26 protein-coding genes and 1 pseudogene are annotated in these 20944 nt (G+C 68.0%); 22 read left to right on the top strand and 5 right to left on the bottom strand.

From position 1 onward, the window contains the following. Window positions 1-196 precede the first annotated feature (196 nt). Genes ACE3QP_RS00100 through ACE3QP_RS00115 form a run of 4 tightly spaced genes read left to right on the top strand, consistent with a single transcriptional unit; the run spans window position 197 to window position 3398 of the window. Window positions 197-1009, top strand: coding sequence for an ABC transporter ATP-binding protein (locus ACE3QP_RS00100; RefSeq protein ID WP_374432600.1), 813 nt, complete (start codon window positions 197-199; stop codon window positions 1007-1009). Further along, window positions 1006-1308 carry a hypothetical protein gene (locus ACE3QP_RS00105; protein ID WP_374432601.1) on the top strand — a complete coding sequence of 101 codons (303 nt, stop codon included), beginning with the start codon at window positions 1006-1008 and terminating at the stop codon, window positions 1306-1308. Before ACE3QP_RS00100 ends, ACE3QP_RS00105 begins: the two co-directional genes overlap by 4 nt. Continuing rightward, on the top strand, window positions 1298-2524 hold the full coding sequence (locus tag ACE3QP_RS00110; protein ID WP_374432602.1) for a phenylacetate--CoA ligase family protein: 1227 nt from the start codon (window positions 1298-1300) through the stop codon (window positions 2522-2524). The genes ACE3QP_RS00105 and ACE3QP_RS00110 overlap by 11 nt, the downstream gene beginning before the upstream one ends. A gap of 55 nt (window positions 2525-2579) precedes the next feature. Next, window positions 2580-3398: a substrate-binding periplasmic protein gene (locus ACE3QP_RS00115; RefSeq protein WP_374432604.1), complete on the top strand. Its 819-nt coding sequence runs from the start codon at window positions 2580-2582 to the stop codon at window positions 3396-3398. Between the two features lie 7 nt (window positions 3399-3405). Here ACE3QP_RS00115 and dtd read toward each other — a convergent pair whose 3' ends face one another. Further along, window positions 3406-3843: a D-aminoacyl-tRNA deacylase gene (gene dtd, locus ACE3QP_RS00120; protein WP_374432605.1), complete on the bottom strand. Its 438-nt coding sequence runs from the start codon at window positions 3841-3843 to the stop codon at window positions 3406-3408. Continuing rightward, a complete protein-coding gene (locus ACE3QP_RS00125; RefSeq protein WP_374432607.1) occupies window positions 3840-4730 on the bottom strand; it encodes a cation diffusion facilitator family transporter in 891 nt (296 codons plus the stop codon). The genes dtd and ACE3QP_RS00125 overlap by 4 nt, the downstream gene beginning before the upstream one ends. 67 nt (window positions 4731-4797) lie before the next feature. Here ACE3QP_RS00125 and ACE3QP_RS00130 point away from each other — a divergent pair, with 67 nt between their 5' ends. The 12 genes and pseudogenes from ACE3QP_RS00130 to tatC all read left to right on the top strand — a co-directional run bounded on the left by ACE3QP_RS00130 (window position 4798) and on the right by tatC (window position 11607). After that, window positions 4798-5616 carry a hypothetical protein gene (locus ACE3QP_RS00130; protein ID WP_374432608.1) on the top strand — a complete coding sequence of 273 codons (819 nt, stop codon included), beginning with the start codon at window positions 4798-4800 and terminating at the stop codon, window positions 5614-5616. Window positions 5617-5655: 39 nt separating this feature from the next. Further along, the gene (gene argB / locus ACE3QP_RS00135; protein ID WP_198111307.1) at window positions 5656-6564 is read left to right on the top strand and encodes an acetylglutamate kinase; all 909 of its coding nucleotides are present in this window, start codon (window positions 5656-5658) and stop codon (window positions 6562-6564) included. A gap of 7 nt (window positions 6565-6571) precedes the next feature. Next, window positions 6572-7183 carry a nucleoid occlusion factor SlmA gene (gene slmA / locus ACE3QP_RS00140; protein ID WP_374432611.1) on the top strand — a complete coding sequence of 204 codons (612 nt, stop codon included), beginning with the start codon at window positions 6572-6574 and terminating at the stop codon, window positions 7181-7183. Between the two features lies 1 nt (window position 7184). Then, the gene (locus ACE3QP_RS00145; RefSeq protein WP_374432612.1) at window positions 7185-8048 is read left to right on the top strand and encodes an ATP-binding protein; all 864 of its coding nucleotides are present in this window, start codon (window positions 7185-7187) and stop codon (window positions 8046-8048) included. Next, window positions 8041-8355: pseudogene (locus ACE3QP_RS00150) on the top strand (NUDIX domain-containing protein); the annotation flags it as partial. The gene ACE3QP_RS00145 and the pseudogene ACE3QP_RS00150, both read left to right, overlap by 8 nt. A gap of 138 nt (window positions 8356-8493) precedes the next feature. Beyond that, on the top strand, window positions 8494-8865 hold the full coding sequence (gene hisI / locus ACE3QP_RS00155) for a phosphoribosyl-AMP cyclohydrolase (RefSeq protein ID WP_374432846.1): 372 nt from the start codon (window positions 8494-8496) through the stop codon (window positions 8863-8865). Beyond that, entirely contained in the window at window positions 8862-9188 is a 327-nt protein-coding gene (locus tag ACE3QP_RS00160; RefSeq protein WP_374432614.1) for a phosphoribosyl-ATP diphosphatase, read from the top strand. The genes hisI and ACE3QP_RS00160 overlap by 4 nt, the downstream gene beginning before the upstream one ends. Before the next feature lie 3 nt (window positions 9189-9191). Further along, window positions 9192-9554: a DUF4870 family protein gene (locus ACE3QP_RS00165; protein ID WP_374432616.1), complete on the top strand. Its 363-nt coding sequence runs from the start codon at window positions 9192-9194 to the stop codon at window positions 9552-9554. 10 nt (window positions 9555-9564) lie between these two features. Then, on the top strand, window positions 9565-9912 hold the full coding sequence (locus ACE3QP_RS00170) for a histidine triad nucleotide-binding protein (protein ID WP_374432617.1): 348 nt from the start codon (window positions 9565-9567) through the stop codon (window positions 9910-9912). A 199-nt stretch (window positions 9913-10111) separates the two neighbouring features. Further along, window positions 10112-10348, top strand: a complete 237-nt coding sequence (gene tatA, locus ACE3QP_RS00175) for a Sec-independent protein translocase subunit TatA (protein ID WP_198111312.1) — start codon at window positions 10112-10114, stop codon at window positions 10346-10348. A gap of 33 nt (window positions 10349-10381) precedes the next feature. Then, a complete protein-coding gene (gene tatB / locus ACE3QP_RS00180) occupies window positions 10382-10819 on the top strand; it encodes a Sec-independent protein translocase protein TatB (RefSeq protein ID WP_374432619.1) in 438 nt (145 codons plus the stop codon). Further along, window positions 10816-11607, top strand: a complete 792-nt coding sequence (tatC, locus tag ACE3QP_RS00185) for a twin-arginine translocase subunit TatC (protein WP_374432620.1) — start codon at window positions 10816-10818, stop codon at window positions 11605-11607. Before tatB ends, tatC begins: the two co-directional genes overlap by 4 nt. Here the strand turns inward: tatC and ACE3QP_RS00190 are convergent. Continuing rightward, window positions 11586-12644 carry a S1C family serine protease gene (locus ACE3QP_RS00190; RefSeq protein WP_374432847.1) on the bottom strand — a complete coding sequence of 353 codons (1059 nt, stop codon included), beginning with the start codon at window positions 12642-12644 and terminating at the stop codon, window positions 11586-11588. The genes tatC and ACE3QP_RS00190 overlap by 22 nt on opposite strands. Window positions 12645-12658: 14 nt before the next feature. Here ACE3QP_RS00190 and ACE3QP_RS00195 point away from each other — a divergent pair, with 14 nt between their 5' ends. Both ACE3QP_RS00195 and pdxA read left to right on the top strand, forming a co-directional pair. Beyond that, entirely contained in the window at window positions 12659-13408 is a 750-nt protein-coding gene (locus ACE3QP_RS00195; RefSeq protein ID WP_374432622.1) for a Nif3-like dinuclear metal center hexameric protein, read from the top strand. After that, the gene (gene pdxA / locus ACE3QP_RS00200) at window positions 13405-14427 is read left to right on the top strand and encodes a 4-hydroxythreonine-4-phosphate dehydrogenase PdxA (RefSeq protein WP_374432624.1); all 1023 of its coding nucleotides are present in this window, start codon (window positions 13405-13407) and stop codon (window positions 14425-14427) included. Before ACE3QP_RS00195 ends, pdxA begins: the two co-directional genes overlap by 4 nt. Here the strand turns inward: pdxA and ACE3QP_RS00205 are convergent. Then, complete coding sequence (locus tag ACE3QP_RS00205; RefSeq protein WP_374432626.1) at window positions 14379-16661, bottom strand: DUF1631 family protein; 2283 nt, start codon at window positions 16659-16661, stop codon at window positions 14379-14381. The genes pdxA and ACE3QP_RS00205 overlap by 49 nt on opposite strands. A 69-nt stretch (window positions 16662-16730) precedes the next feature. Continuing rightward, window positions 16731-17150 (bottom strand): large conductance mechanosensitive channel protein MscL, encoded by a 420-nt coding sequence (mscL, locus tag ACE3QP_RS00210; RefSeq protein ID WP_374432627.1) that lies wholly within the window; start codon window positions 17148-17150, stop codon window positions 16731-16733. A gap of 239 nt (window positions 17151-17389) precedes the next feature. On the opposite strand from mscL, the gene petA reads away from it, so the two are divergent. The 4 genes from petA (at window position 17390) to ACE3QP_RS00230 (ending at window position 20943) form a co-directional block, all read left to right on the top strand. Beyond that, on the top strand, window positions 17390-17980 hold the full coding sequence (petA, locus tag ACE3QP_RS00215; protein WP_374432628.1) for a ubiquinol-cytochrome c reductase iron-sulfur subunit: 591 nt from the start codon (window positions 17390-17392) through the stop codon (window positions 17978-17980). Window positions 17981-17989: 9 nt separating this feature from the next. Further along, complete coding sequence (locus ACE3QP_RS00220) at window positions 17990-19450, top strand: cytochrome bc complex cytochrome b subunit (protein ID WP_374432630.1); 1461 nt, start codon at window positions 17990-17992, stop codon at window positions 19448-19450. A 20-nt stretch (window positions 19451-19470) separates the two neighbouring features. After that, window positions 19471-20229, top strand: a complete 759-nt coding sequence (locus ACE3QP_RS00225; protein WP_374432632.1) for a cytochrome c1 — start codon at window positions 19471-19473, stop codon at window positions 20227-20229. A 96-nt stretch (window positions 20230-20325) separates the two neighbouring features. Beyond that, the gene (locus ACE3QP_RS00230; RefSeq protein ID WP_127684191.1) at window positions 20326-20943 is read left to right on the top strand and encodes a glutathione S-transferase N-terminal domain-containing protein; all 618 of its coding nucleotides are present in this window, start codon (window positions 20326-20328) and stop codon (window positions 20941-20943) included. The last annotated feature ends 1 nt before the right edge of the window (window position 20944 follow it).

The following is a 20944-nucleotide window of genomic DNA, read 5'->3' on the forward strand; positions in this document are numbered from 1 at the left end:
CAGGTTTTCGCAGTCCCAGGAGGGGTGTGGGAGCCATGTGAGCCAGCCGTGCAATCGCGGCCGGCCCGAGGCCGGCTGCGTGCATTGGCGCCTTTCTTTGCCCCGCGTTTCTTTGGCAAGACAAAGAAATGCGGGTCGGGGCGTGGGGGTGAGGCCCCCACGGGCTCTCACGCAGGCAGATAGAGCCATGACAGCCATGACAGCCGCAAGCATCCTCCTCGACGTCAACGGCATCGAAGTCATCTACAACCACGTCATCCTGGTCCTCAAGGGCGTGTCCCTGCAGGTTCCGGAAGGCCGCATCGTGGCCCTGCTGGGCGGCAACGGCGCCGGCAAGACGACCACCCTGCGGGCGGTGTCGAACCTGCTGCAGGGCGAGCGCGGCGCAGTGACCAAGGGCCGCATCGAACTGCGCGGCGAGCGCATCGACAACCTCAGCCCCGCTGCCCTGGTGCAGCGCGGCGTCGTGCAGGTCATGGAAGGCCGCCACTGCTTCGCCCACCTGACGATCGAGGAGAACCTGCTGACGGGGGCGTTCTCGCGCAAGGACGGCAAGGCCGCGCTGCGCGAGTCGCTGGAGAAGGTTTATCACTACTTCCCGCGCCTGAAGACCCGCCGCAGCAGCCAGGCCGCCTACACCTCGGGCGGCGAGCAGCAGATGTGTGCCATCGGCCGCGCGCTGATGGCCAAGCCGCGCCTGGTGTTGCTCGATGAACCCAGCATGGGCCTGGCACCGCAGATCGTCGAGGAGGTGTTCGGCATCGTGCAGACGCTGAACCAGCAGGAGGGCGTGAGCTTTTTGGTGGCCGAGCAGAACACCACCGTGGCCCTGCGCGTGGCCGATCACGGCTACATCCTGGAAAGTGGCCGCGTGGTGCTGGACGGCAGCGCCGCCGAGCTGGCCGAAAACCAGGACGTCAAAGAGTTCTACCTGGGTATGGGCGGCGGCGAGCGGCGCAGCTTCCGCGACAGCAAGTCCTACAAACGAAGAAAGCGTTGGCTGGCATGAGCGAAGAAGAATCCTGGGGCTTTGCCCCACCGCCCTTCAAGGCGGCGGAAGCCCTGGTGCAACTGCAGCGCGCGCTGCGCGACCAGGGTCTGAAGGAGCGTGAGCAGGGCTTCGAGCAGGCTGGCAAGCGCGTGCTGGAGTACGAGCTGGGCGAGGGGCAGATCGCCATCCGCCTGGCGCAGCGTCTGCAAACGAATACGCCGAACTGGGACCGCTTCACGCTCAAGAGCGCGGCGGACCAGCGCAAGCTGCTGGACGAAGTGAAGAAGCGCCTGGCGCGCTGGCGCGATGAAGACTGAACCCGGCGCCGGCTTCTTTGACCGGCTGGAGCAGCGCCCGCCCGCCGAGCGCGAGCAGGCGCAGTTTGCGCAAGCGCGCGCGCTGCTGCTGCGCCTGCAGGCCCACACGGCCTACGGGCAGGAGCAACTCGCCGGTTTCGATGCCGCCGCCCTGCAGGGCCCTGCCGACCTGGCCTGCCTGCCCGTGCTGCGCAAGGCCGACATCGCCGCGCGCCAGAACGCGCTGCGTCCCTTCGGCGGCCTGACCCTGCCCGATGCCGCGCCGCGCAAGCTGTTCCAGTCCCCCGGACCGATCTACGAGCCCGAGGGTGCGGGCCCCGACCCCTGGCGCCTGGCGCGGGCGCTGTTCGCGGCCGGCTTTCGCGCCGGTGATGTGGTGCACAACAGCTTCAGCTACCACCTCACGCCAGCCGGCTCCATGCTGGAGGGCGGCGCCCTGGCGCTGGGCTGCTGCGTGCTGCCGGCCGGGGTGGGCCAGACCGAGCTGCAGGTTCAGGCCGCGCGCGAACTGGGCTGCAACGCCTACACCGGCACGCCAAGCTTTCTGCGCATCCTGCTGGAGCGCGCCGGCGACGCGCCGCTGGGCTTGCGCAAGGCCCTGGTGAGCGGCGAGGCCTTTCCGCCCGGCCTGCAGGACTGGGTGGCGGCGCGCGGCGTGCAGGCCTACCAGTGCTACGCCACGGCGGACTGCGGGCTGATCGCCTTTGAAACCTCAGCACGCAGCGGCCTGGTGGTGGACGAAGGGGTGATCGTCGAGATCGTGCGCCCGGGTTCGGGCGAGCCTGTGGCCGAGGGCGAGGTGGGCGAGGTGGTCGTCACCCGGCTGGATGCGGCCTACCCCTTGATCCGCTACGCCACCGGCGACCTGTCGGCCTTTCTGCCCGGTCCCAGCCCCTGCGGGCGCAGCAACCGGCGCCTGCGCGGCTGGCTGGGCCGAGCCGACCAGAGCGCCAAGGTGCGTGGCCTGTTCGTGCATGCCGGCCAAGTGCAGCAACTGCGCGAGCGCTTCCCCGAACTCACCGGCCGCATGCGCTGGGTCATTGAAGGCCAGGACGCGCAGGACCGCTTCACCGTGCTGCTGGAAGCCGCCGAACCCGCCGACGGCTGGGCCGAGCGCCTGCTGCAAGCCGTGCGCGACATCACCAAGCTGCGTGCGGAGTTGCGCTGCGTGCCTGAGTTGCCCAACGACGGCCGGCTTATCGACGACCGGCGCTGAGTAGCATCGGGCGCATGGTGGCAGCAGCGGATGGGTGGATGCGCAGGAGAACGGCATGGCGGGCCTGAACCCGCTGCGCCTGGCGTGCCGCGTCTGGACGCTCGGTCTGACCCTGTTGGCAACCCAGGCGCCGGCTGCCGAGGGGCCGCTGCGCCTGTGCATGGCCGAATCGGCCGCGCTGCCGGCCCGGGTGTGGCAGGAAGCGGGGCTGGACGAGCCCGCGCAGCGCCAGCTCGACGTCTTCACCGCCGCGCTGCTGGCCCGCCAGGCCGAGCGGCCCGTGCTGGCCCTGGTGCTGCCCTGGCGGCGCTGCCTGCTGGAGGTGCAAAGCGGCCGGGTGGATGGCGTGCTGGGCCTGAGCTACACGCCCGAGCGGGCCGAATGGGCCGTGTTTCCGCTGCGCCAGGGCCGGCCGGACGACGCCTTGCGCCTGCGCCGCGACGCCTACCACTGGTACGTCAACACCACCCAACCGCCGCGCTGGGATGGCGCGCGCCTGCAGGGCGACAAGCCCCTGCGCCTGGGCACCGTGGCGGGTTATTCCGTGGTGGCCCTGCTGCACCAGCAGGGCTACGAGTTGGACACCCAGACCGCCAACAGCGCCGCCACCCTGCGCATGCTGGCCCTGGGCCGGCTGGATGCCGCGGCGCTGTTGCCCGGGGAAGTGGAGCCCTGGCTGGCGCGCGAGCCGACCTGGTCCCGCCACATCCAGCGCCTGGATCCGCCACTCGAACAGCGCAGCTACTTCCTGGCCTTCAGTCAGGCCTATGCCCAGCGCGAGCCCGAGCAGCTCGTGCGCATCTGGCAGGCCCTGGCGGTGGTGCGGGATTCAGCCCTGCAGCGCCGCGCGGAAGCGGACGCGGTGGGCGGCTGAGCGCGCTTCAGAACTGCATCGGGATGGTGACCGGCCCGTCGTTCACCAAATGCACCTGCATGTCCGCCGCAAACACGCCGCTGGCCACCTGCGGGTGAAGGGCGCGGGCCTGGCGCAGCAGGTCCTCATAGAGCTCGCGGGCCTGCGCCGGCGGCGCCGCACTGGAAAAGCTCGGGCGGTTGCCGCCGCTGCAGTCGGCCGCCAGCGTGAACTGCGAGACCAGCAGCAGGCCGCCCTGGACATCCACCAGGCTGCGGTTCATCTTGCCTTCGGCGTCGGAAAAGATGCGCAGCTTCAGCAGCTTGGCCAGAAAGCGCGCGCCCGTCTCAGGGGTGTCTGCCGGCTCGGCGCACACCAGCGCCAGCAGGCCCGGGCCGATGGCCCCGACCACCGCGCCGGCCACCTCCACGCGCGCCTCGCGCACCCGTTGCAGAACCACCTTCACAGCGCATTCCTCTCGTCGTCAAAGTGCGCCTCCACATCGGACGGCAGCAATTGGATGGTGGCGCGCAGGCCCGGCACGGCGGCCATCAGGGCCTGCTCCACCGAGCCGCGCAGCGCGGCAGCGCGGCCCAGGGTCCAGCTTGCGGGCATGTGCATGTGCAGGTCGGCGTAGCGCCGGCTGCCGGCGCGGCGGGTGTGCAGATGGTCGAAGCGGATCGTGGGGTGCGCGAATTCGGCCAGGGTGCCGTGGATGCGTTCCACCCATTCGGGCTCCAGCGCGCGGTCCATCAGCCCGTCCACGGCCGCACGCATCAGCTTGAAGCCCTCGCGCCCGATGTGCAGGGCCATCAGCAGGGCGGCGGCGGCGTCCAGCCACAGCCAGCCCGTCAGGTGCACCATCAGCAGGCCCGCCACCACGCCGGCCGAGGTCCAGACATCGGTAATCAGGTGCCGCGCATCGGCTTCCAGCGCAATCGAGTGGTGTTCGCGCGCCGCGCGCAGCATGCCCCAGGCCAGCGCGCCGTTCAGCGCCGAACTCAGCACCGAGAGCAGCAGGCCCAGGCCCAGGTCCTCCAGCGGCTGCGGCTGCAGCAGGCGCTGCACTGCGGCCGCGCCCATGGCCAGTGCGGCGCCCAGGATCAGCAGGCCCTCGAAGCCCCCGCTGAAGTACTCGGCCTTGTGGTGGCCATAGGGGTGCTCCTCGTCCGGCGGCTGGGCGGCCAGGATCACCATGGCCAGGGCGAACAGCGCGCCGGCCAGATTGACCAGGGACTCCAGCGCGTCCGAGAGCAGGCTGATCGACCCCGTGGTCCACCAGGCGCCGGTCTTCAGGGCCATGGTGGCCAGCGCCACCGCCACGGAAAGCTTGAGGTAAGAGCGCGGCTGCATGCTGGCATTGTGGGCGGAGGGCTGATGCACCCGCTTCCTAGAATCCCCCGCAGCTGCACCTTTCTTGATGCCGGTTCAACCTTCCTTCTTTCGCGCACCGCGCCGCTGGGCCCTGGCTCTGCTGCTGGGGGCTGCGGCCGGCCTGGCGCCGGCCGCGCCGCTGCGCGTCTGCATGACCGACGTGCCGCACGCCCCCTGGCGCCTGCCGGACGCCGACGGCCGCGTGCGGGAGGCCGGACTGGACTTCCGGCTGCTGCGCGAGTTCGAGCGCCTGGGTGGCTGGCAGGTGGAGGTGCAGCTGCGCCCCGGCAAGCGCTGCCTGCTCGACCTGCAGCACGGCATGAGCGACGCCACGGTAGGCCTGAGCCACAACAGCGAGCGCGCCGACCTGTTCGTCTACCCGCTGCGCCAGGGCCAGCCCGATGCGCGCCTGGCGCTGCGCTTCGACAGCTACTCGCTCTACCGCCTGCCGCGCACCGAGCTGCACTGGGACGGCCTGCAGCTGGTGCTGCCCAAGGGTGGTGCCATCCTTTCCCAGCCCGGGCATACCTCCTCGCTGTTCCTGCGCGAGCGGGGCGTGGCCGTGGACGAGCGCCTGCGCAGCGCCGAGGCGCTGCTGCGTGCCGTGCTGGCGGGCGAAGCGGCGCTGGCCGCGCTGCACACCACCGAGGCCGAGTCCCTGCGCGCCCAGCACCCCGAACTGGCCGGCCTGGTGCAGGTGCAACCCCGCTTGATTCAGAAACCCTACTTTGTGGTTTTTTCGAAGGCCTTCGCGCAGCGCCATCCCAACCAGCTGGGCGCGCTGTGGCAGCAGTTCCAGCGCGCCGCCCAATTCCCGGACTACCAGCGCGCCGCGCAAGAAGGGGCCGTGCAGGGGGCTCCCTAGAATCGCCCGACCCCTTTCGAGCGAGCGCGCGAGCCCCCCATGAGCAGTTCCGTCCAAGCCCCCGACGTCACCCACATCGCCCCGCGCGAGAAGGCCGAGATCCTCAGCCAGGCGCTGCCCTACATCCAGCGCTTCCACGGCAAGACCGTCGTCATCAAATACGGCGGCAATGCCATGACCGATCCGGAGCTGCAGCAGGACTTCGCCGAGGACGTGGTGCTGCTCAAGCTCGTCGGCCTGAACCCGGTGGTGGTGCACGGCGGCGGCCCGCAGATCGAGAACGCGCTCAACAAGCTCGGCAAGAAGGGCCACTTCATCCAGGGCATGCGCGTCACCGACGACGAGACCATGGAGGTCGTCGAGTGGGTGCTGGCCGGCCAGGTGCAGCAGGACATCGTCGGCCTGATCAACAAGGCCGGTGGCAAGGCCGTGGGCCTGACCGGCCGCGACGGCGGCATGATCCGCGCCAAGAAGCTCAAGATGGTCGACCAGAAGGACCCGACCATCGAGCACGACGTCGGCCTGGTGGGTGACATCGAATCCATCGACCCCTCGGTCGTCAAGGCCCTGCAGGACGACGCCTTCATCCCGGTGATCTCGCCCCTGGGCTTCGGCAAGGACAACGAGAGCTACAACATCAATGCCGATGTGGTGGCCGGCAAGCTGGCCGAGGTTTTGAAGGCCGAGAAGCTGGTGCTGCTGACCAACACGCCGGGTGTGCTGGACAAGGCCGGCAATCTGCTGACCGACCTGACGGCGCGCGAGATCGACGCGCTGTTCGAGGACGGCACGCTCTCCGGAGGCATGCTGCCCAAGATCGCCTCGGCCCTGGATGCCGCGCGTTCGGGCGTGCATGCGGTGCACATCATTGACGGCCGGGTGCCGCATGCCCTGCTGCTGGAGGTGCTGAGTGATCAGGCCTACGGCACCATGATCCGTTCGCACTGAGCCGATCGTGCACCTGGTCCAGCCCGCGCCCGAGCCGGCCAAGCCGGCGCGGCTCAAGCCCGGCGAGCGGCGCGCGCAAATCTTGCGCGTGCTGGCTGCCATGCTGGAAGACCCGCGCGGCGAGCGCGTGACCACGGCGGCGCTGGCCGCGCGCCTGCAGCTTTCCGAAGCGGCGCTGTACCGCCACTTCGCCAGCAAGGCGCAGATGCTGGAGGCGCTGATCCAGCAGGCCGAGGAACAGCTGCTGGCCCAGGCCGAGCAGATCGCCGGCCTGGCACAGCCGGCCGAGGAGCGCGCGCAACGCCTGATGCTGGCCCTGCTGCGCTTCGGCGAAGCCCAGCCCGGCTTGGCTCGTGTGCTGGTGGGCGACGCCCTGGTGGGTGAGCACGAGCGCCTGGCCCAGCGTGTGGAGCAGCTGTTCCAGCGACTTGAGGCCACGCAGCGCCACTGGCTGCGCGAGGGCGACCTGGACAGCGCCCAACCCGGCGCCGATGCCCAGGGCCGCGCCGCCGTGTTGATGGGCTTTGCGCAGGGGCGCCTGCTGCGCTTCGTGCGCTCCGGCTTCAAGCGCGCCCCCACCGAACATTTGGAGCAATGGCGGCGCTGGCTGCCTGGATGAGATGGACCTGATCAGCCCTGCCGACCTGCTGGAGCGCTGCGTGCAGCTGCTCGAGCGCATCTATGCCCGCCAGGCCGGCGGCCTGCTCGAACCCGATTGGGGCGCGGCGCGCGCCTGGCGCCTGCGCCGCCTGGGCACCGCCCTGCAGCTGCAGCCCATCCAGCAGCTCGCGCCCTTGCGCTTTGCTGATTTGTTGGAGATCGAGCCGCAGAAGGCGCGCTTCCAGCGCAATCTGGCCCAGTTCGCGGCCGGTCGCCCGGCCAACCATGTGCTGCTCTCGGGTGCGCGGGGTTGCGGCAAGAGCTCGCTCGTCAAGGCCGCGCTGAACGAATGGCCGGAACTGCGCCTGATCGAGGTGGACAAGGACGATCTGCACGAACTGCCGCTGCTGACCGAAGCGCTGGCGCGCCGCCCTGAGCGCTTTCTGGTGTTCTGTGATGACCTCAGCTTCGAAGCCGGGGAGGGCGGCTACAAGGCCTTGAAGTCCGTGCTGGACGGCACCGTGGCCGCCGGCTCGGAACGCCTGCTGGTAGTGGCTACCAGCAACCGCCGCCACCTGATGCCCGAGCAGATGAAGGACAACCTTGAAGCCCGCGGCCGTGGCCCCGATGGCGAGATACACCCCGGCGAGGCGGTGGAGGAAAAGATCTCGCTGTCCGAGCGCTTCGGCCTCTGGGTCAGCTTCTACCCCTTCAGTCAGGACGAGTACCTGACCATTTGCGCCCAGTGGCTGCAGGGCTTCGGCCTGACGATGAGCGACGAGCTGCGTGCCCAGGCCCTGGTGTGGGCGCTGGAACGCGGCTCGCGCAGCGGCCGTGTGGCCTACCAATTTGCCCGCGATGCCGCGGGCCGCTCGAATGTCTGACGTGAAACAACCGACCGATGTGGCGGTGGGCGTGCTGCTGCGCGCCGCCGACCAGGAATTTCTGCTGACCTCGCGCCCGCCTGGCAAGGTCTACCCCGGCCACTGGGAGTTCCCGGGCGGGAAGTTCGAGCCTGGCGAAGACGCCCATCAGGCCCTGGCGCGCGAGTTGCACGAGGAGCTGGGTATCACCATCGGCGCCAGTGAACCTTGGCGCATCGAGACCATCGCCTACCCGCACGCCACCGTGCGCCTGCACTTCCTCAAGGTGCGCGATTGGCAGGGCGAGCTGCACATGCGCGAGGGCCAGCGCATGGCTTGGCAGCGCCTGCCGACGAGCGTGTGGCCGGTGCTGCCCGGCACCGTGCCGGTGCTGGACTGGCTGGCCGCCGAGCAGGGGCACAAGGGTGCCACCTATTCGAAGGAGTCGCCCACCGCCCCGGCCTGGCTGGACACGGTGCGCTGGGACGAGCGTGGCCTGGTGCCGGTCATCGCTCAGGAGCAGGGCAGCAACGATGTGCTGATGGTGGCCTGGATGAACCGCGAGGCCCTGCTGCAGACCTGGGCGCGTGGCCAGGCCGTGTACTGGAGCCGAAGCCGCAACAAGCTCTGGCACAAGGGCGAGGAAAGCGGCCATGTGCAGACCGTGCACGACATCCGCCTGGACTGCGACCAGGACGTCATCCTGCTCAAGGTGAAGCAGGAGCACGGCATCGCCTGCCATACCGGCCGCCATTCCTGCTTCTATCTCCAGCTCGATGGCGAAGGCTGGCAGGCCGTGGAGCCGGTGCTCTGCGACCCCGAGAGGATCTACCGATGAATGACCAGGTGCTGGCCCGCGTGGCCGACACGATCGAGGCGCGCCGCGCCGCCGCCGACCCCGGCAGCAGCTATGTGGCGAAGCTCGCCGCCAAGGGCCTGGACGCAATGCTGAAGAAGGTTGGCGAAGAGGCCACCGAGTTCGTCATGGCCGCCAAGGATGGCGACGCCCAGAAGTTGACCTACGAAGCCGCCGACCTCTGGTTCCACAGCCTGCTGGCCCTGGCCGAGCTGGGCGTGCGCCCCGAGGCCGTGCTGGCCGAGCTGGCGCGCCGTGAAGGGCTCTCAGGCCTGGCCGAGTTTGCTTCCCGACCCAAGGAGTGAGCGATGAACCCGCAGGAACAAGGCCTCTACAACGTCAGTCTGGTCAGCTATGTGCTGCACGCCATCGTCGCCATTGGTGCGGTGCTGCCGGGCTTCCAGCCCGGCGTGGTGCTGCTGCTGGTGGCGGTGGTGATTGATCTCGTCAAGCGCGGCGAGGCGCAGGGCAGTTGGCTGGAGTCGCATTTCCGCTGGCGATTGCGCTCGGTGCTGTTTGCCGGCCTGGCCTATTTGTTGACGAGCTGGATGTGGTTCTTGCTCATCGTGCCCGGCTGGATCGCCTGGTTCTGCATCTCGCTCTGGTTCCTTTATCGCATCGTCACCGGCTGGAGCGCGCTGCAAGGCCGGCGCCCCATGGCCACTTCCTGAAAGATTCCCCATGAGCCACGACCCGAACTGCATCTTCTGCAAAATCGTTGCCGGCCAGATTCCCTCCAAGAAGGTGTTCGAGGACGAGGACCTGATCGTCTTCCACGACATCCAGCCCTGGGCGCCGGTGCATGTGCTGATCGTGCCCAAGCTGCACATCGTCAGCCACGCCGAACTCGGGCCGGAGCACCAGGGCATGGCGGGCAAGATGATGGTGCTGGCCCCGCAGCTGATGCGCGACTTGGGCGTGAGCGGGGGCTTCCGCACCCTGATCAACACCGGGCGTGATGGTGGGCAGGAGGTGATGCACCTGCACATGCACGTGATGGGCGGGCCGCGTCCTTGGGCCAAAGGCTGAGCAAGGACCGAGCAGAGCCCTGAGGGCTCTGCGACGCCTTGCGAAGGACAGGCCCCGTCATGCGGGGCCTGGCTGGGGCGCTGGGGCAGTCAAAGGAAGCGACGCTACCCACCGCCCCACCCCTGACAAACCTGTCCCCCGTCAAATCCACGCCATACACCGCGACCTAGAATCGCACTCTCTATCTCTGGAGCATGTAATGGGTGGTTTGAGCATTTGGCACTGGCTGATCGTGCTGTTGGTGGTCGTGCTGGTGTTTGGTACCAAGAAGCTCAAGAACGTGGGCTCCGATCTCGGTGCGGCCGTCAAGGGTTTCAAGGACGGCATGAAGGACGGCAGTGCGCCCGCTCCGAACGATCCGCAGCAGCGGGTCGGCCAAGCGAATGACGCCAACACGGTGGACGTGCAGGCGACCGAGAAGAAGACCCATTCCTGAGCGGTTCGCCGCTCCTAGCACGCAAAGGCGCCCATGCTGGACCTGGGTCTGGACAAGCTCGCCATGATCGGCGTGGTGGCGCTCATCGTCATCGGGCCGGAGCGCCTGCCCAAGGTGGCGCGTACGGCGGGCCACCTGCTGGGCAAGGCGCGCCGCTATGTGGCGGACGTCAAGGCCGAGGTGAACCGTTCGATGGAGCTCGATGAGCTCAACAAGATGAAGTCGCAATTCCAGGAGGCCGCGGCGGAAGTCAGCGGCAGCCTGAACGAAGTGCAGACCACCTTCAACGAAACCTGGGCCAGCGGCGAATCCGCCGAACCCAGCTGGAGCCCGGCGCCCTACAAGCCGCCGCGCAAGAACTGGCGCATCCGGCGCTCCAATACGCCGGTCTGGTTCAAGCAGCGCAACGGTGTGCGGCGCCATGTTCAATCCGGCGCCGCGCGCGTGGCCCGCCACCGCCCCCGTCGATGAGCTCCAAACCGCAAGACCCTGACGACGAACTGGCTGGTACCGAGCAGCCCTTCGTCGAGCACCTGATTGAGCTGCGCGACCGCCTGGTGCGCGCGCTGCTGGCCATCGGCCTGGGTTTTGGCCTGCTCTGCCTGTGGCCGGGCCCGGCTGGCTTGTATGACCTGCTGGCCGAGCCGATGACGCGCAGCCTGCCCACGGGCACCAAGCTGCTCGCCACGGGCGTGTTCTCCGGCTTCATGGTGCCGCTGAAGATCACGCTCATGGGCGGCTTCCTGATCGCCTTGCCCTTTGTGCTGTACCAGCTCTGGGCCTTCGTGGCCCCGGGCCTGTACTCACACGAAAAGCGCTTCGTGCTGCCCCTGGTGGTCAGCAGCACGCTGCTCTTCTTCGTCGGCGTGGCGTTCTGCTACTTCATCGTGCTGCCGGCCCTGAGCAAGTTCCTGGTGGCGGTGGCGCCCACGGCGATCCAGGTCGCGCCGGACATCGAACAGTATTTCGGCACCGTGCTCACGCTCTTCCTGGTGTTCGGCATCGCCTTCGAGGTCCCGGTGGCCGTGGTGGTGCTCGCGGCCCTGGGCATCGTGTCGGTGGAAAAGCTCAAGGAGTGGCGCGGCTACTTTGCCGTCGCGTCCATCGTGGTGGCGGCCATCGTCACGCCGCCGGACGTGATCTCGCAGCTGTCGCTCTTCATCCCGATGTGCGTGCTGTACGAGATCGGCATCTGGACCGCAGTGCTGCTGCGCCGCAACAAGAGCGGCGACAAGACTCAGTCCTCGACGTCCGGCTGATCCGGCTGGTCCGCGCGCGGCCGCACGCCCACCTGAACCTGTACATCCAGCGCCTTGCTGCCGCGCAGGAGGCTGAGACGGGCGGGCTTGTCCGGGGCCAGCGCGGCCACACGCTCCAGCAACTGCTCCGGGCTGCGCACCGCCTGACCGGCGACCGCCTGCAGCACATCGCCGGCTTTCACGCCGGCCTGGGCGGCAGGTGCTCCAGCCACCACGCCACTGACCAGCACGCCCTCCGAGCTGCCCAGCTTCAAGGCCTCTACCAGTTCGGGTGTCAACGTGCGGGTCTGCACGCCGATCCAGCCGCGGATGACGCGGCCGTCGCGCTGCAGGGCCAGCAGCACTTCGCGCGCCAACTCGGCTGGGATCGCGAAGCCCACACCCAGGCTGCCACCGCTGCGCGAGTAGATCGCGCTCGGAATGCCGACCAGCCGGCCCTCGCGGTCCACCAGCGCGCCGCCGGAGTTGCCGGGGTTGATGGCCGCATCGGTCTGGATGAAGTTCTCGAACACATTGATGCCGAGCTGGCGGCGTTGCAGCGCGCTCACGATGCCGGCCGTCACGGTCTGGCCGACGCCGAAAGGGTTGCCGATGGCCAGCACCGGGTCGCCCACGCGCAGGTCCTTGGAGTCACCCCAGCGCGCCACCGGCAGGCCGGGCAACCGGATGCGCAGCAGGGCCAGATCGGTCTCGGGGTCGCTGCCCACGCGTGTGGCCTCCGCGCGGCGGCCGTCCTGCAGTTCCACCTCGATGCGGCGCGCGCCCTGCACCACATGGTGATTGGTCAGCACCAGGCCCTGGCCATCGACGATCACCCCGGAGCCCATGCCCGCGCCCTGCTCGCCGCGCTGCTGCTCCACATCGATGGCCACCACGGCCGGTGCGGCCCGCCGTGCGGCCAGGCTCAGCTCGCCGGCGCCGGTGGCAGGTGCCGGTGCCGCGCGTTCGAACCACTGCGGCTTCAGCGTCAGCAACACGAAGCCGGCGGCCAGAAGCACCGTACAGGCCTGGGCGAAAATCAACCACAGCCGCTTCAGCAAGGATCCCCCTCATGGTCGAACGCACGGAACTCGAGCGTTACCTCAGCGACGCCCTGTGCGTGAATCAGTTTAAGGACTACGGACCGAATGGCCTGCAGGTCGAAGGCCGGCCACGGGTGCAGCGCCTGATGGGGGGCGTGACGGCCAGCCGGGCGCTCATCGAGCAGGCGCTGGACTGGCGCGCGGATGCGCTGCTGGTGCACCACGGCCTGTTCTGGCGGGGCCAGGATGGCCGCCTGACCGGCTGGCTGCGCCAGCGCGTCGGGCTGCTGCTCGGGGCGGATCTGAACCTGTTGGCCTATCACCTGCCGTTGGATGCCCACCCCGAATGGGGCAACAACGCCGCCCTTGGGGCGCGCCTGGGCTGGGTGGCGGACCAACGCCTGGGCGAGCAGCAGCTGGTGTTTGCGGGTGCGCTGCCGCAGGCTCTGTCGGCCGAAGGCCTGCAGCAGCAGTTGCAGGCGGCGCTGCAGCGCCCGGTGACCCTGCTGCCTGGCGATGGTCGCCCGCTGCGCCGCGTGGCCTGGTGCACCGGCGGTGCACAGGGCTATTTCGAAGCGGCAATTGAGGCGGGCGCGGATGCCTTCGTCACCGGTGAGATGAGCGAGCCCCAGCTGCACCTGGCACGAGAGACCGGCGTGGCCTTCTATGCCTGTGGCCACCATGCTAGCGAGCGCTACGGCGTGCAGGCCCTGGGGGCGCATCTGGCGCAACGTTTTGCGCTCGACTGGCAGTTCTGCGATCTGGACAACCCGGCATGAAGCCCATCCTCCTGACCCAGGGCGATGCGGCCGGCATCGGCCCGGAGCTGATCGTCAAGGCCTGGGCGCAGCGTCCGCTCGGGCCGGCCACGGTGGTGGGTTCGGCGGCGGTACTGCGCCGCGCGTTGGCCCAATGTGGCTTGCACCGACCCCTGGCCGTGCTGGACACGCCCGACGAGTCACCACCACCCGGTGCGCTGGCGGTCTGGGAGCCGCCCGGCCTGCCGGATTCACTGCTGGCGGGTGAGCAAGGGCAGGTGCGCGCCGATTGCGGTCGGGCCGCGGCGCGCTGCATCGAGGCCGCCGTGGCGGCCATCCAGGGGGGGCAGGGCGGCGGGCTGGTGACTGCCCCCATCCACAAGGAGGCCCTGCACGCCGCGGGGGTGGACTACCCCGGCCACACCGAGATGCTGCAGGCCCTGGCGAGCGTGCCTGAGGTGCGCATGATGCTGGTGAACGAAGAGCTCCGCGTCGTCCTGGTGACCGTGCACGTGGCGCTGCGCGAAGCGGTGAACCTCGTCACCCGTGCGTCGGTGCGAGACACGGTAAAGATGCTGGATGCCGCCCTGCGCGGCCCTTTCGGCCTGGCGGCGCCGCGCATCGCGGTGGCGGGGCTGAACCCGCACGCGGGCGAGGGCGGACTGTTTGGCGACGAGGAACTGCGCGAGATCGCGCCGGCCGTGGCCGACTGCCGCGCCGCGGGAATCAAGGCGCAAGGCCCCTTCGCGCCGGACACCGTGTTCATGCGCGCGCGCGCTGGAGAGTTCGATGCCGTGGTGGCGATGACGCACGACCAGGGCCTGATCCCCATCAAATACCTGGGCCTGGACGAGGGCGTGAACCTGACCCTGGGTCTGCCCTTCGTGCGCACCAGCCCGGACCACGGCACCGCCTTCGACATCGCGGGCCGCGGGCTGGCCGACCCGCGCAGCCTGCTGGCGGCCTGGCGGCTGGCCGCACGCCTGGCGGATCAGCGGGCGGCGCCCGCTTTCGCCGCCGGTAGCAAGGCCGCCAGCTGATTGCGTGCGCGTGCGGTGGCGCGCTCCAGCAGGAAGGCGTTTTCCACTGTGCGCAGACGTTCGGTCTCGCACAGTCGGCGCAGCATGCGCGCGGTCATCGTCACCGTTTTCGGGAACTGCTCGCCCTCGGTAAAGATGAAGAAGCTGCGCTGCGCGCTGATGTGGGTCAGCTTGACCTTCTTCCAGTCCGTACCGGTGTGGATGCGGTAGGCACAGCCCAGTTGCAGATGGTCGAACAGGGCGGTGCCCGAAGTCGGCTCGGGCGCCTCGGCCTCGGGCAGGCCATCGATGCTGATGTCCACCGCCTGCAAGGGTGCCTCGGGCTCGGCGCCCAGGTCGATGTCGACCTGCCCGTTCCAGGCCACCTGCGCCTCGGCCACCAGCCCGACCTGGCTGGCCTCTTCAGGGGCGAAGACCTGTTCGAGGTCGATGTCCAGCGTCGCCGTAGCGCGCAGTGCCTCCGCTTCGCCTGGCACTGCCAGACCGAAGGCCGCCTCGATGCGCTTGACCAGCAGGTTGTGGTCCAGCGGTGAGAGGCTTGGCGTCTTGAGCGACTCGGCATGCACGGGCAGCAGGTCGGCGAACAGCTGCTTGCGGATCGCCTCCGGGCTGCCCACCGTGTCCAGGCCAAGGTTGACGCCACGCACCAGCAGCGGCAGCTGAGCCAGGAAGTCCTTGCGCGCGGGCGAGCCGCCCTTGGGCAGCACCGAGACCGCCAGATCACGGCCCTGGCGGCGCGCCATCAGTTCCTGCGCTTCGCCCTTGGTGGAGGCCTCGACGATCACCGGCCCCCAGTCGCGCGCCAGGAAGCGGCGCAGGAACTCAGGCAGTGGCAGATCGCCCAGCGCCTTTTCCAGCTGCTTCTGATACTGCAGACGCTGACGCGCCAAGGCTTCCTTTCGCTCCAGCAGCGCGGCGGTGTCCTGGCCTTGCGCCTGCAGGGTCTGCTGGGCCTGACCGGCGATGAAGGCGTCGAGCTGGTCGAGCTGGTTCTCGTAGGTCTTGATGCGCTCGAAGTCGCCGCCGGCGATCTCCTCGACCAGCTCGGAGACGCGCTTCAGGAAGCCCAGACCGGGGTCGCGGCTGAAATCCTCGAACGAGCAGGCCAGTGAAGCCAGGCGATTGACGAAGCGGCGCACCGGGTGGTTGCGCTTGGCAAAGAAGCTGGTGTCGCCCAGTGCGGCGCGCAGCACCGGGAGCTGCAGGCGTCCGAGCAGGCGCGCCATCTGGGGCGGCACCTTGGGGTCGGCCAGGATGGCATCGAAAAGGCTCGCCACCACGTCGATCACCATGTGGTCGAGCGGCGTGTGGGTGGCCTGGCGCAGCTCGTCACGGTGCTGGTGGATCAGATTGCCCGGCATGGCCGCCGTGGCACTCGGATCGGCCAGTGCCGCCATGCTGACCGCTGGTGTGGCGACATGCAGGCGCCGCAGCAGGTCCATCACCACCGGTTCGACATAGCCAAGTCCGCCCTGCGCACCTATGGGTGCTGGTGCCACGGCCTGGCCACCGGGGCCGGTCGGCATCGCCGCCCCGGCCGGCCCTCCCATCGGCGCCGCGGGCCCCGCGTTCGCCATGGCAGGCGCGGGCCCGCGGGGGGCAGCGTCGCTGGTCAGCGGGCGCAGATCTTGGGCTTTGAGCCCGCGCTGGCGGAACTGAATGGCCAGATCGGCGTAGCAAAGCTTCATTTGCAGCGACAGGCTGCGGGTGATTTCTTCGCTCAGGGTCTGGCGCAGGCTGGCCTGGTCGGTGAGTTCATCGACCGCATGCATCAGCGCCCGGGCGACGATCTCAGGGCGCACCGGATTGCGGTCCGGGCCCGCGTCGTCGTCGTTCAGCAACGCGCCAACGAAGGACTCGACGTCGCGCAATTCCCACTCGCAACCATGGCCTAGGGCCTTGCCGATGCGGTCCGCCGCCACCAGGGCATCCACAGCGGAATCGTCCATGAGAGACAGCTCACCCCAGGCGGAGGGGCGGTTGCGCACGGGTTCTCCGACTGTTTGCGCTTGCTCCCACTGGTGTCTCAGGCTGTGCTCAAAGTTGCCAATGCACTGCGCGTGCTGCTGCCGCAAAAGTGCCTGGGTGAGCAGCAGCTCGTCGCGTCGCGCGGCTTTGAGCGCCGAGCCGGCCAACTGGCCAGTCACTTCCTGTGTGCGCTCGAGTGCCTGCTCAAAGGCCTGGCCGAGGCGCTGCAAGGCCAACTGCAGATGGGGAGTCAGGGGAGTAGGCATGGTTTGAAACGGCGCGAGAAAGCGAGAGGGCGCCCAGGGGCGCCCATCATGCCGGAAGAGCGGGCCGTTTCAGCGCTTGAGGCTGTCGCGGATCTCGCGCAGCAGCACGATGTCTTCCGTGGTTGGCGCAGGCTCGGCCGGGGCTGCGGCGGGCGCCTCGCGCTTGAGGCGGTTGATCTGCTTGACCATCAGGAAGATCACAAAGGCCAGGATCAGGAAATTCAGGGCCACCGTGATGAAGCTGCCGTAGGCCAGCACGGCGCCGGCCTTCTTGGCCTCGGCCAGCGTGGCGGCCGTCTGGCCGGCCAGCGGGATGAAGTAGTTGCTGAAGTCAAGGCCGCCGAAGATCTGCGAGATCACGGGCATGATGACGTCGCCCACCAGCGAGTCGACGATCTTGCCGAAGGCGCCGCCGATGATGACGCCGACCGCCAGGTCGATCACATTGCCCTTGACGGCGAATTCCTTGAATTCGGAGAAAAAGCTCATGGCCTGGACCTCTTGGATGGGGAGGGGCGCATTGTGAGCATGACCGCGGGGCGGCTTGTGGCGACTTTCCCGAGGGCGCCCCCAGGAAGGCCTTGACCCTGCCGCTAGAATCCGCGCCGCTTTGCGAGCGTGCTTGCCCTTTTGCAGCATGTTCAGTGCGCCTGCCCCCTCGCCCGAGGGGCTCCGGACCCTCCGGAACGGCGTGCCCGAAGAATCAGAAAACCCGCCAGAGGATGCTCATGAGCGATGTGGATAACAGCAAGCGCACGTGGATGATCGCCACGGGATGCGCGGGCGCAGTGGGCGGGGTGGCGGTGGCCGTCCCGTTTGTGAAGACCTTCAGCCCCTCCGAGCGCGCGCTGGCCGCCGGGGCCGCCGTCGAGGTGGACATCGGCGCCATGAAGCCGGGCGAGAAGCTCACGGTGGAATGGCGCGGCAAGCCGGTCTGGATCGTGCGCCGCACGCCCGAACAACTCGAGGCCCTGAAGAAGACCACGCCCCAGGTGGCCGATCCAGATTCCAAGCGCACGGCCTACCCGACGCCGGACTACGCCAAGAACGAGTACCGCTCGATCAAGCCCGAGTACTTCGTGGCCGTGGGCATCTGCTCGCACCTGGGTTGCTCGCCGTCCGACAAGTTCCAGACCGGCGCCCAGCCCTCGCTGCCCGATGACTGGAATGGCGGCTTCCTCTGCCCCTGCCACGGCTCGACCTTCGACATGGCCGGTCGCGTGTTCAAGAACAAGCCGGCGCCGGACAACCTGGAAGTGCCCCCGCACATGTACCTGTCCGACACCAAGCTGCTGATCGGCGAAGACAAGAAGGCATAAGGACCCAACATGGCCGAATTCAAGGAAGCGCCCGCGGGCGCCTCGGTGGGCGTGAAGACCATGACCTGGCTGGAGAACCGGTTCCCGACCGCGTTCGACGCCTACAAGGTCCACATGTCGGAGTACTACGCGCCGAAGAACTTCAACTGGTGGTACATCTTCGGTTCCCTGGCCCTGCTGGTGCTGGTGATCCAGATCGTCACCGGCATCTTCCTGGTGATGCACTACAAACCCGACGCGAATCTGGCCTTCGCCTCGGTCGAGTACATCATGCGCGACGTGCCCTGGGGCTGGCTGGTGCGCTACATGCACTCGACCGGTGCTTCGGCGTTCTTTGTCGTCGTCTACCTGCACATGTACCGCGGCCTGATCTACGGCAGCTACCGCAAGCCGCGTGAGCTGGTTTGGATCTTCGGGTGCGCGATCTTCCTGTGCCTGATGGCCGAGGCCTTCATGGGCTACCTGCTGCCCTGGGGCCAGATGAGCTACTGGGGTGCCCAGGTGATCGTCAACCTGTTCTCGGCCATTCCCTTCGTGGGGCCGGACCTGGCGCTGATGATCCGTGGTGACTTCGTTGTGTCGGACGCCACCCTGAACCGCTTCTTCAGCTTTCACGTGATCGCCGTGCCGCTGGTCCTGCTGGGCCTGGTGGTGGCGCATTTGCTGGCGCTGCATGACGTGGGTTCGAACAACCCGGACGGCGTGGAGATCAAGAAGCACAAGGATGCAAACGGTCGTCCGCTGGATGGCGTGCCCTTCCACCCCTACTACACGGTGCACGACATCTACGCCGTGTCGCTGTTCCTGATGGTGTTCTGCGCCATCGTGTTCTTCTCGCCGGAACTGGGTGGCTACTTCCTGGAGTTCAACAACTTCATCCCGGCCGATCCGCTGAAGACGCCGGCGCACATCGCTCCGGTCTGGTACTTCACGCCCTTCTACTCGATGCTGCGTGCCACCACTTCGGCCTTCATGCCCTTCATGTGGCTGTTCTTCGTGCTCGTGGGCCTGATCTCGGTGCGTCGCTCCAGCCTGCCTGCCTGGTTCAAGAGCGGCTACTGGGGCTTGATGGCGGTGCTGTTCTTCCTGTTCGGCGTGCCGGCGGTGCTGGGCGGCTGGATGGGCATGGAGATCACCAACCCGCTGCTGGCCGGCTTCGACGCCAAGTTCTGGGGCGTGGTGGTGATGGGCGGTACCGTGGTGATCCTCTTCTTTCTGCCCTGGTTCGACAAATCGCCGGTGAAGTCGATCCGCTACCGCCCGGACTGGAACAAGTGGCTCTATGCCGTGTTCGTTGTGGTCTTCCTGATCCTGGGCTATTTGGGCGTGCAGCCGCCGAGCACGGCCGGCACCATCGTGTCGCAGATCGGCACGCTGTTCTACATGGGCTTCTTCCTGCTGATGCCCTGGTGGAGCGTCAAGGGCGAGTTCAAGACTCCGCCCGACCGCGTGACCTTCCACGCCCACTGATCGCCCGGAGACGAACAACCATGAAGAAAATCCTCGCCTCCCTGATGACTGCCCTGAGCCTGAGCGCCTTCGCTGCAGGCGGCGGCGTGGCCTGGGATCGCTTCCCGACGGAGAAGATGAGCGACATGGCGGCGCTGCAAAACGGTGCCAAGCTGTTCGCCAACTACTGCCTGAATTGCCACAGCGCGGCCTACCACCGCTTCAACCGGCTGCAAGAGATTGGCCTGACGACGGAGCAGATCAAGGACAACCTGATGTTCACCACCGACAAGGTGGGGGAGCAGATGAAGTCCGCGATCGATCCGAAAGAAGCCAAGGCCTGGTTTGGCGCCACGCCGCCGGATCTGACCCTGGTCGCCCGTTCGCGGGCCGATGGTGCCAAGGGCACCGGGGCCGACTACCTCTACACCCTGTGGCGCAGCTACTACCGCGACGACACCAAGGCAACGGGCTGGGACAACCTGGTCTTCCCTTCAATCGGCATGCCCCATGTGCTTTGGGAGCTGCAGGGCGAGCGCAAGCCGGTGTTCGAGGAGCGTGAAGAGCATGGCCACAAGGTCCATGTCTTCACCGGCCGTTGGGATGTGGTGAAGCCCGGTCAGATGAGCGCCCAGCAGTACGACAGCGCGGTCGGCGACCTGGTGGCCTATCTGAACTGGATGGCCGAGCCGCAGCAGAAGCAGCGCTTCAGCCTCGGCGTGGGCGTGCTGGTGTTTCTGGGCATCTTTGCCCTGTTCGCCTGGCGCCTGAATGCGGCTTATTGGAAGGATGTGAAGTAAGCCCCTGCGCCTACTTCCCGGCGCAGTGCGGGGCCTCGGTGAGTCCGGCCGCGCACTGCGTCTTTGTTTTTTGATCTGACTTCGGAGTCCAGCACCATGATGGTCCTCTACTCGGGCACGACCTGCCCTTACTCGCACCGCTGCCGCTTCGTCCTGTTCGAGAAGGGCATGGACTTCGAGATCCGCGATGTGGACCTGTTCGCCAAGCCCGAAGACATCGCGCTGATGAACCCGTACAACGACGTGCCCATCCTGGTGGAGCGCGATCTGATCCTGTACGAAAGCAACATCATCAACGAGTACATCGACGAGCGCTTCCCGCACCCGCAGCTGATGCCCGGCGACCCGCTCGCCCGCGCCCGCGTGCGCCTGTTCCTGCTGAACTTCGAAAAGGAACTGTTTGCCTACGTGAACATCCTGGAGAACCGCAGCGGCGGCCCCAAGCCCACCGACAAGCAGCTCGAGAAGGCACGCAGCCAGATCCGCGACCGCCTGACGCAGCTGGCGCCGATCTTCCTGAAGAACAAGTTCATGCTGGGCGATGACTTCTCGATGCTTGACGTCGCCATCGCTCCGCTGCTGTGGCGCCTGGACTACTACGGCATCGACATGAGCAAGAACGCCGCGCCGCTCCTGAAGTACGCCGAGCGCATCTTCTCGCGTCCGGCCTATATCGAGGCGCTGACGCCCTCCGAGAAGGTGATGCGCCGCTGAT

The organism is Inhella sp., from assembly GCF_041912635.1.
Taxonomy (GTDB): domain Bacteria; phylum Pseudomonadota; class Gammaproteobacteria; order Burkholderiales; family Burkholderiaceae_C; genus Inhella.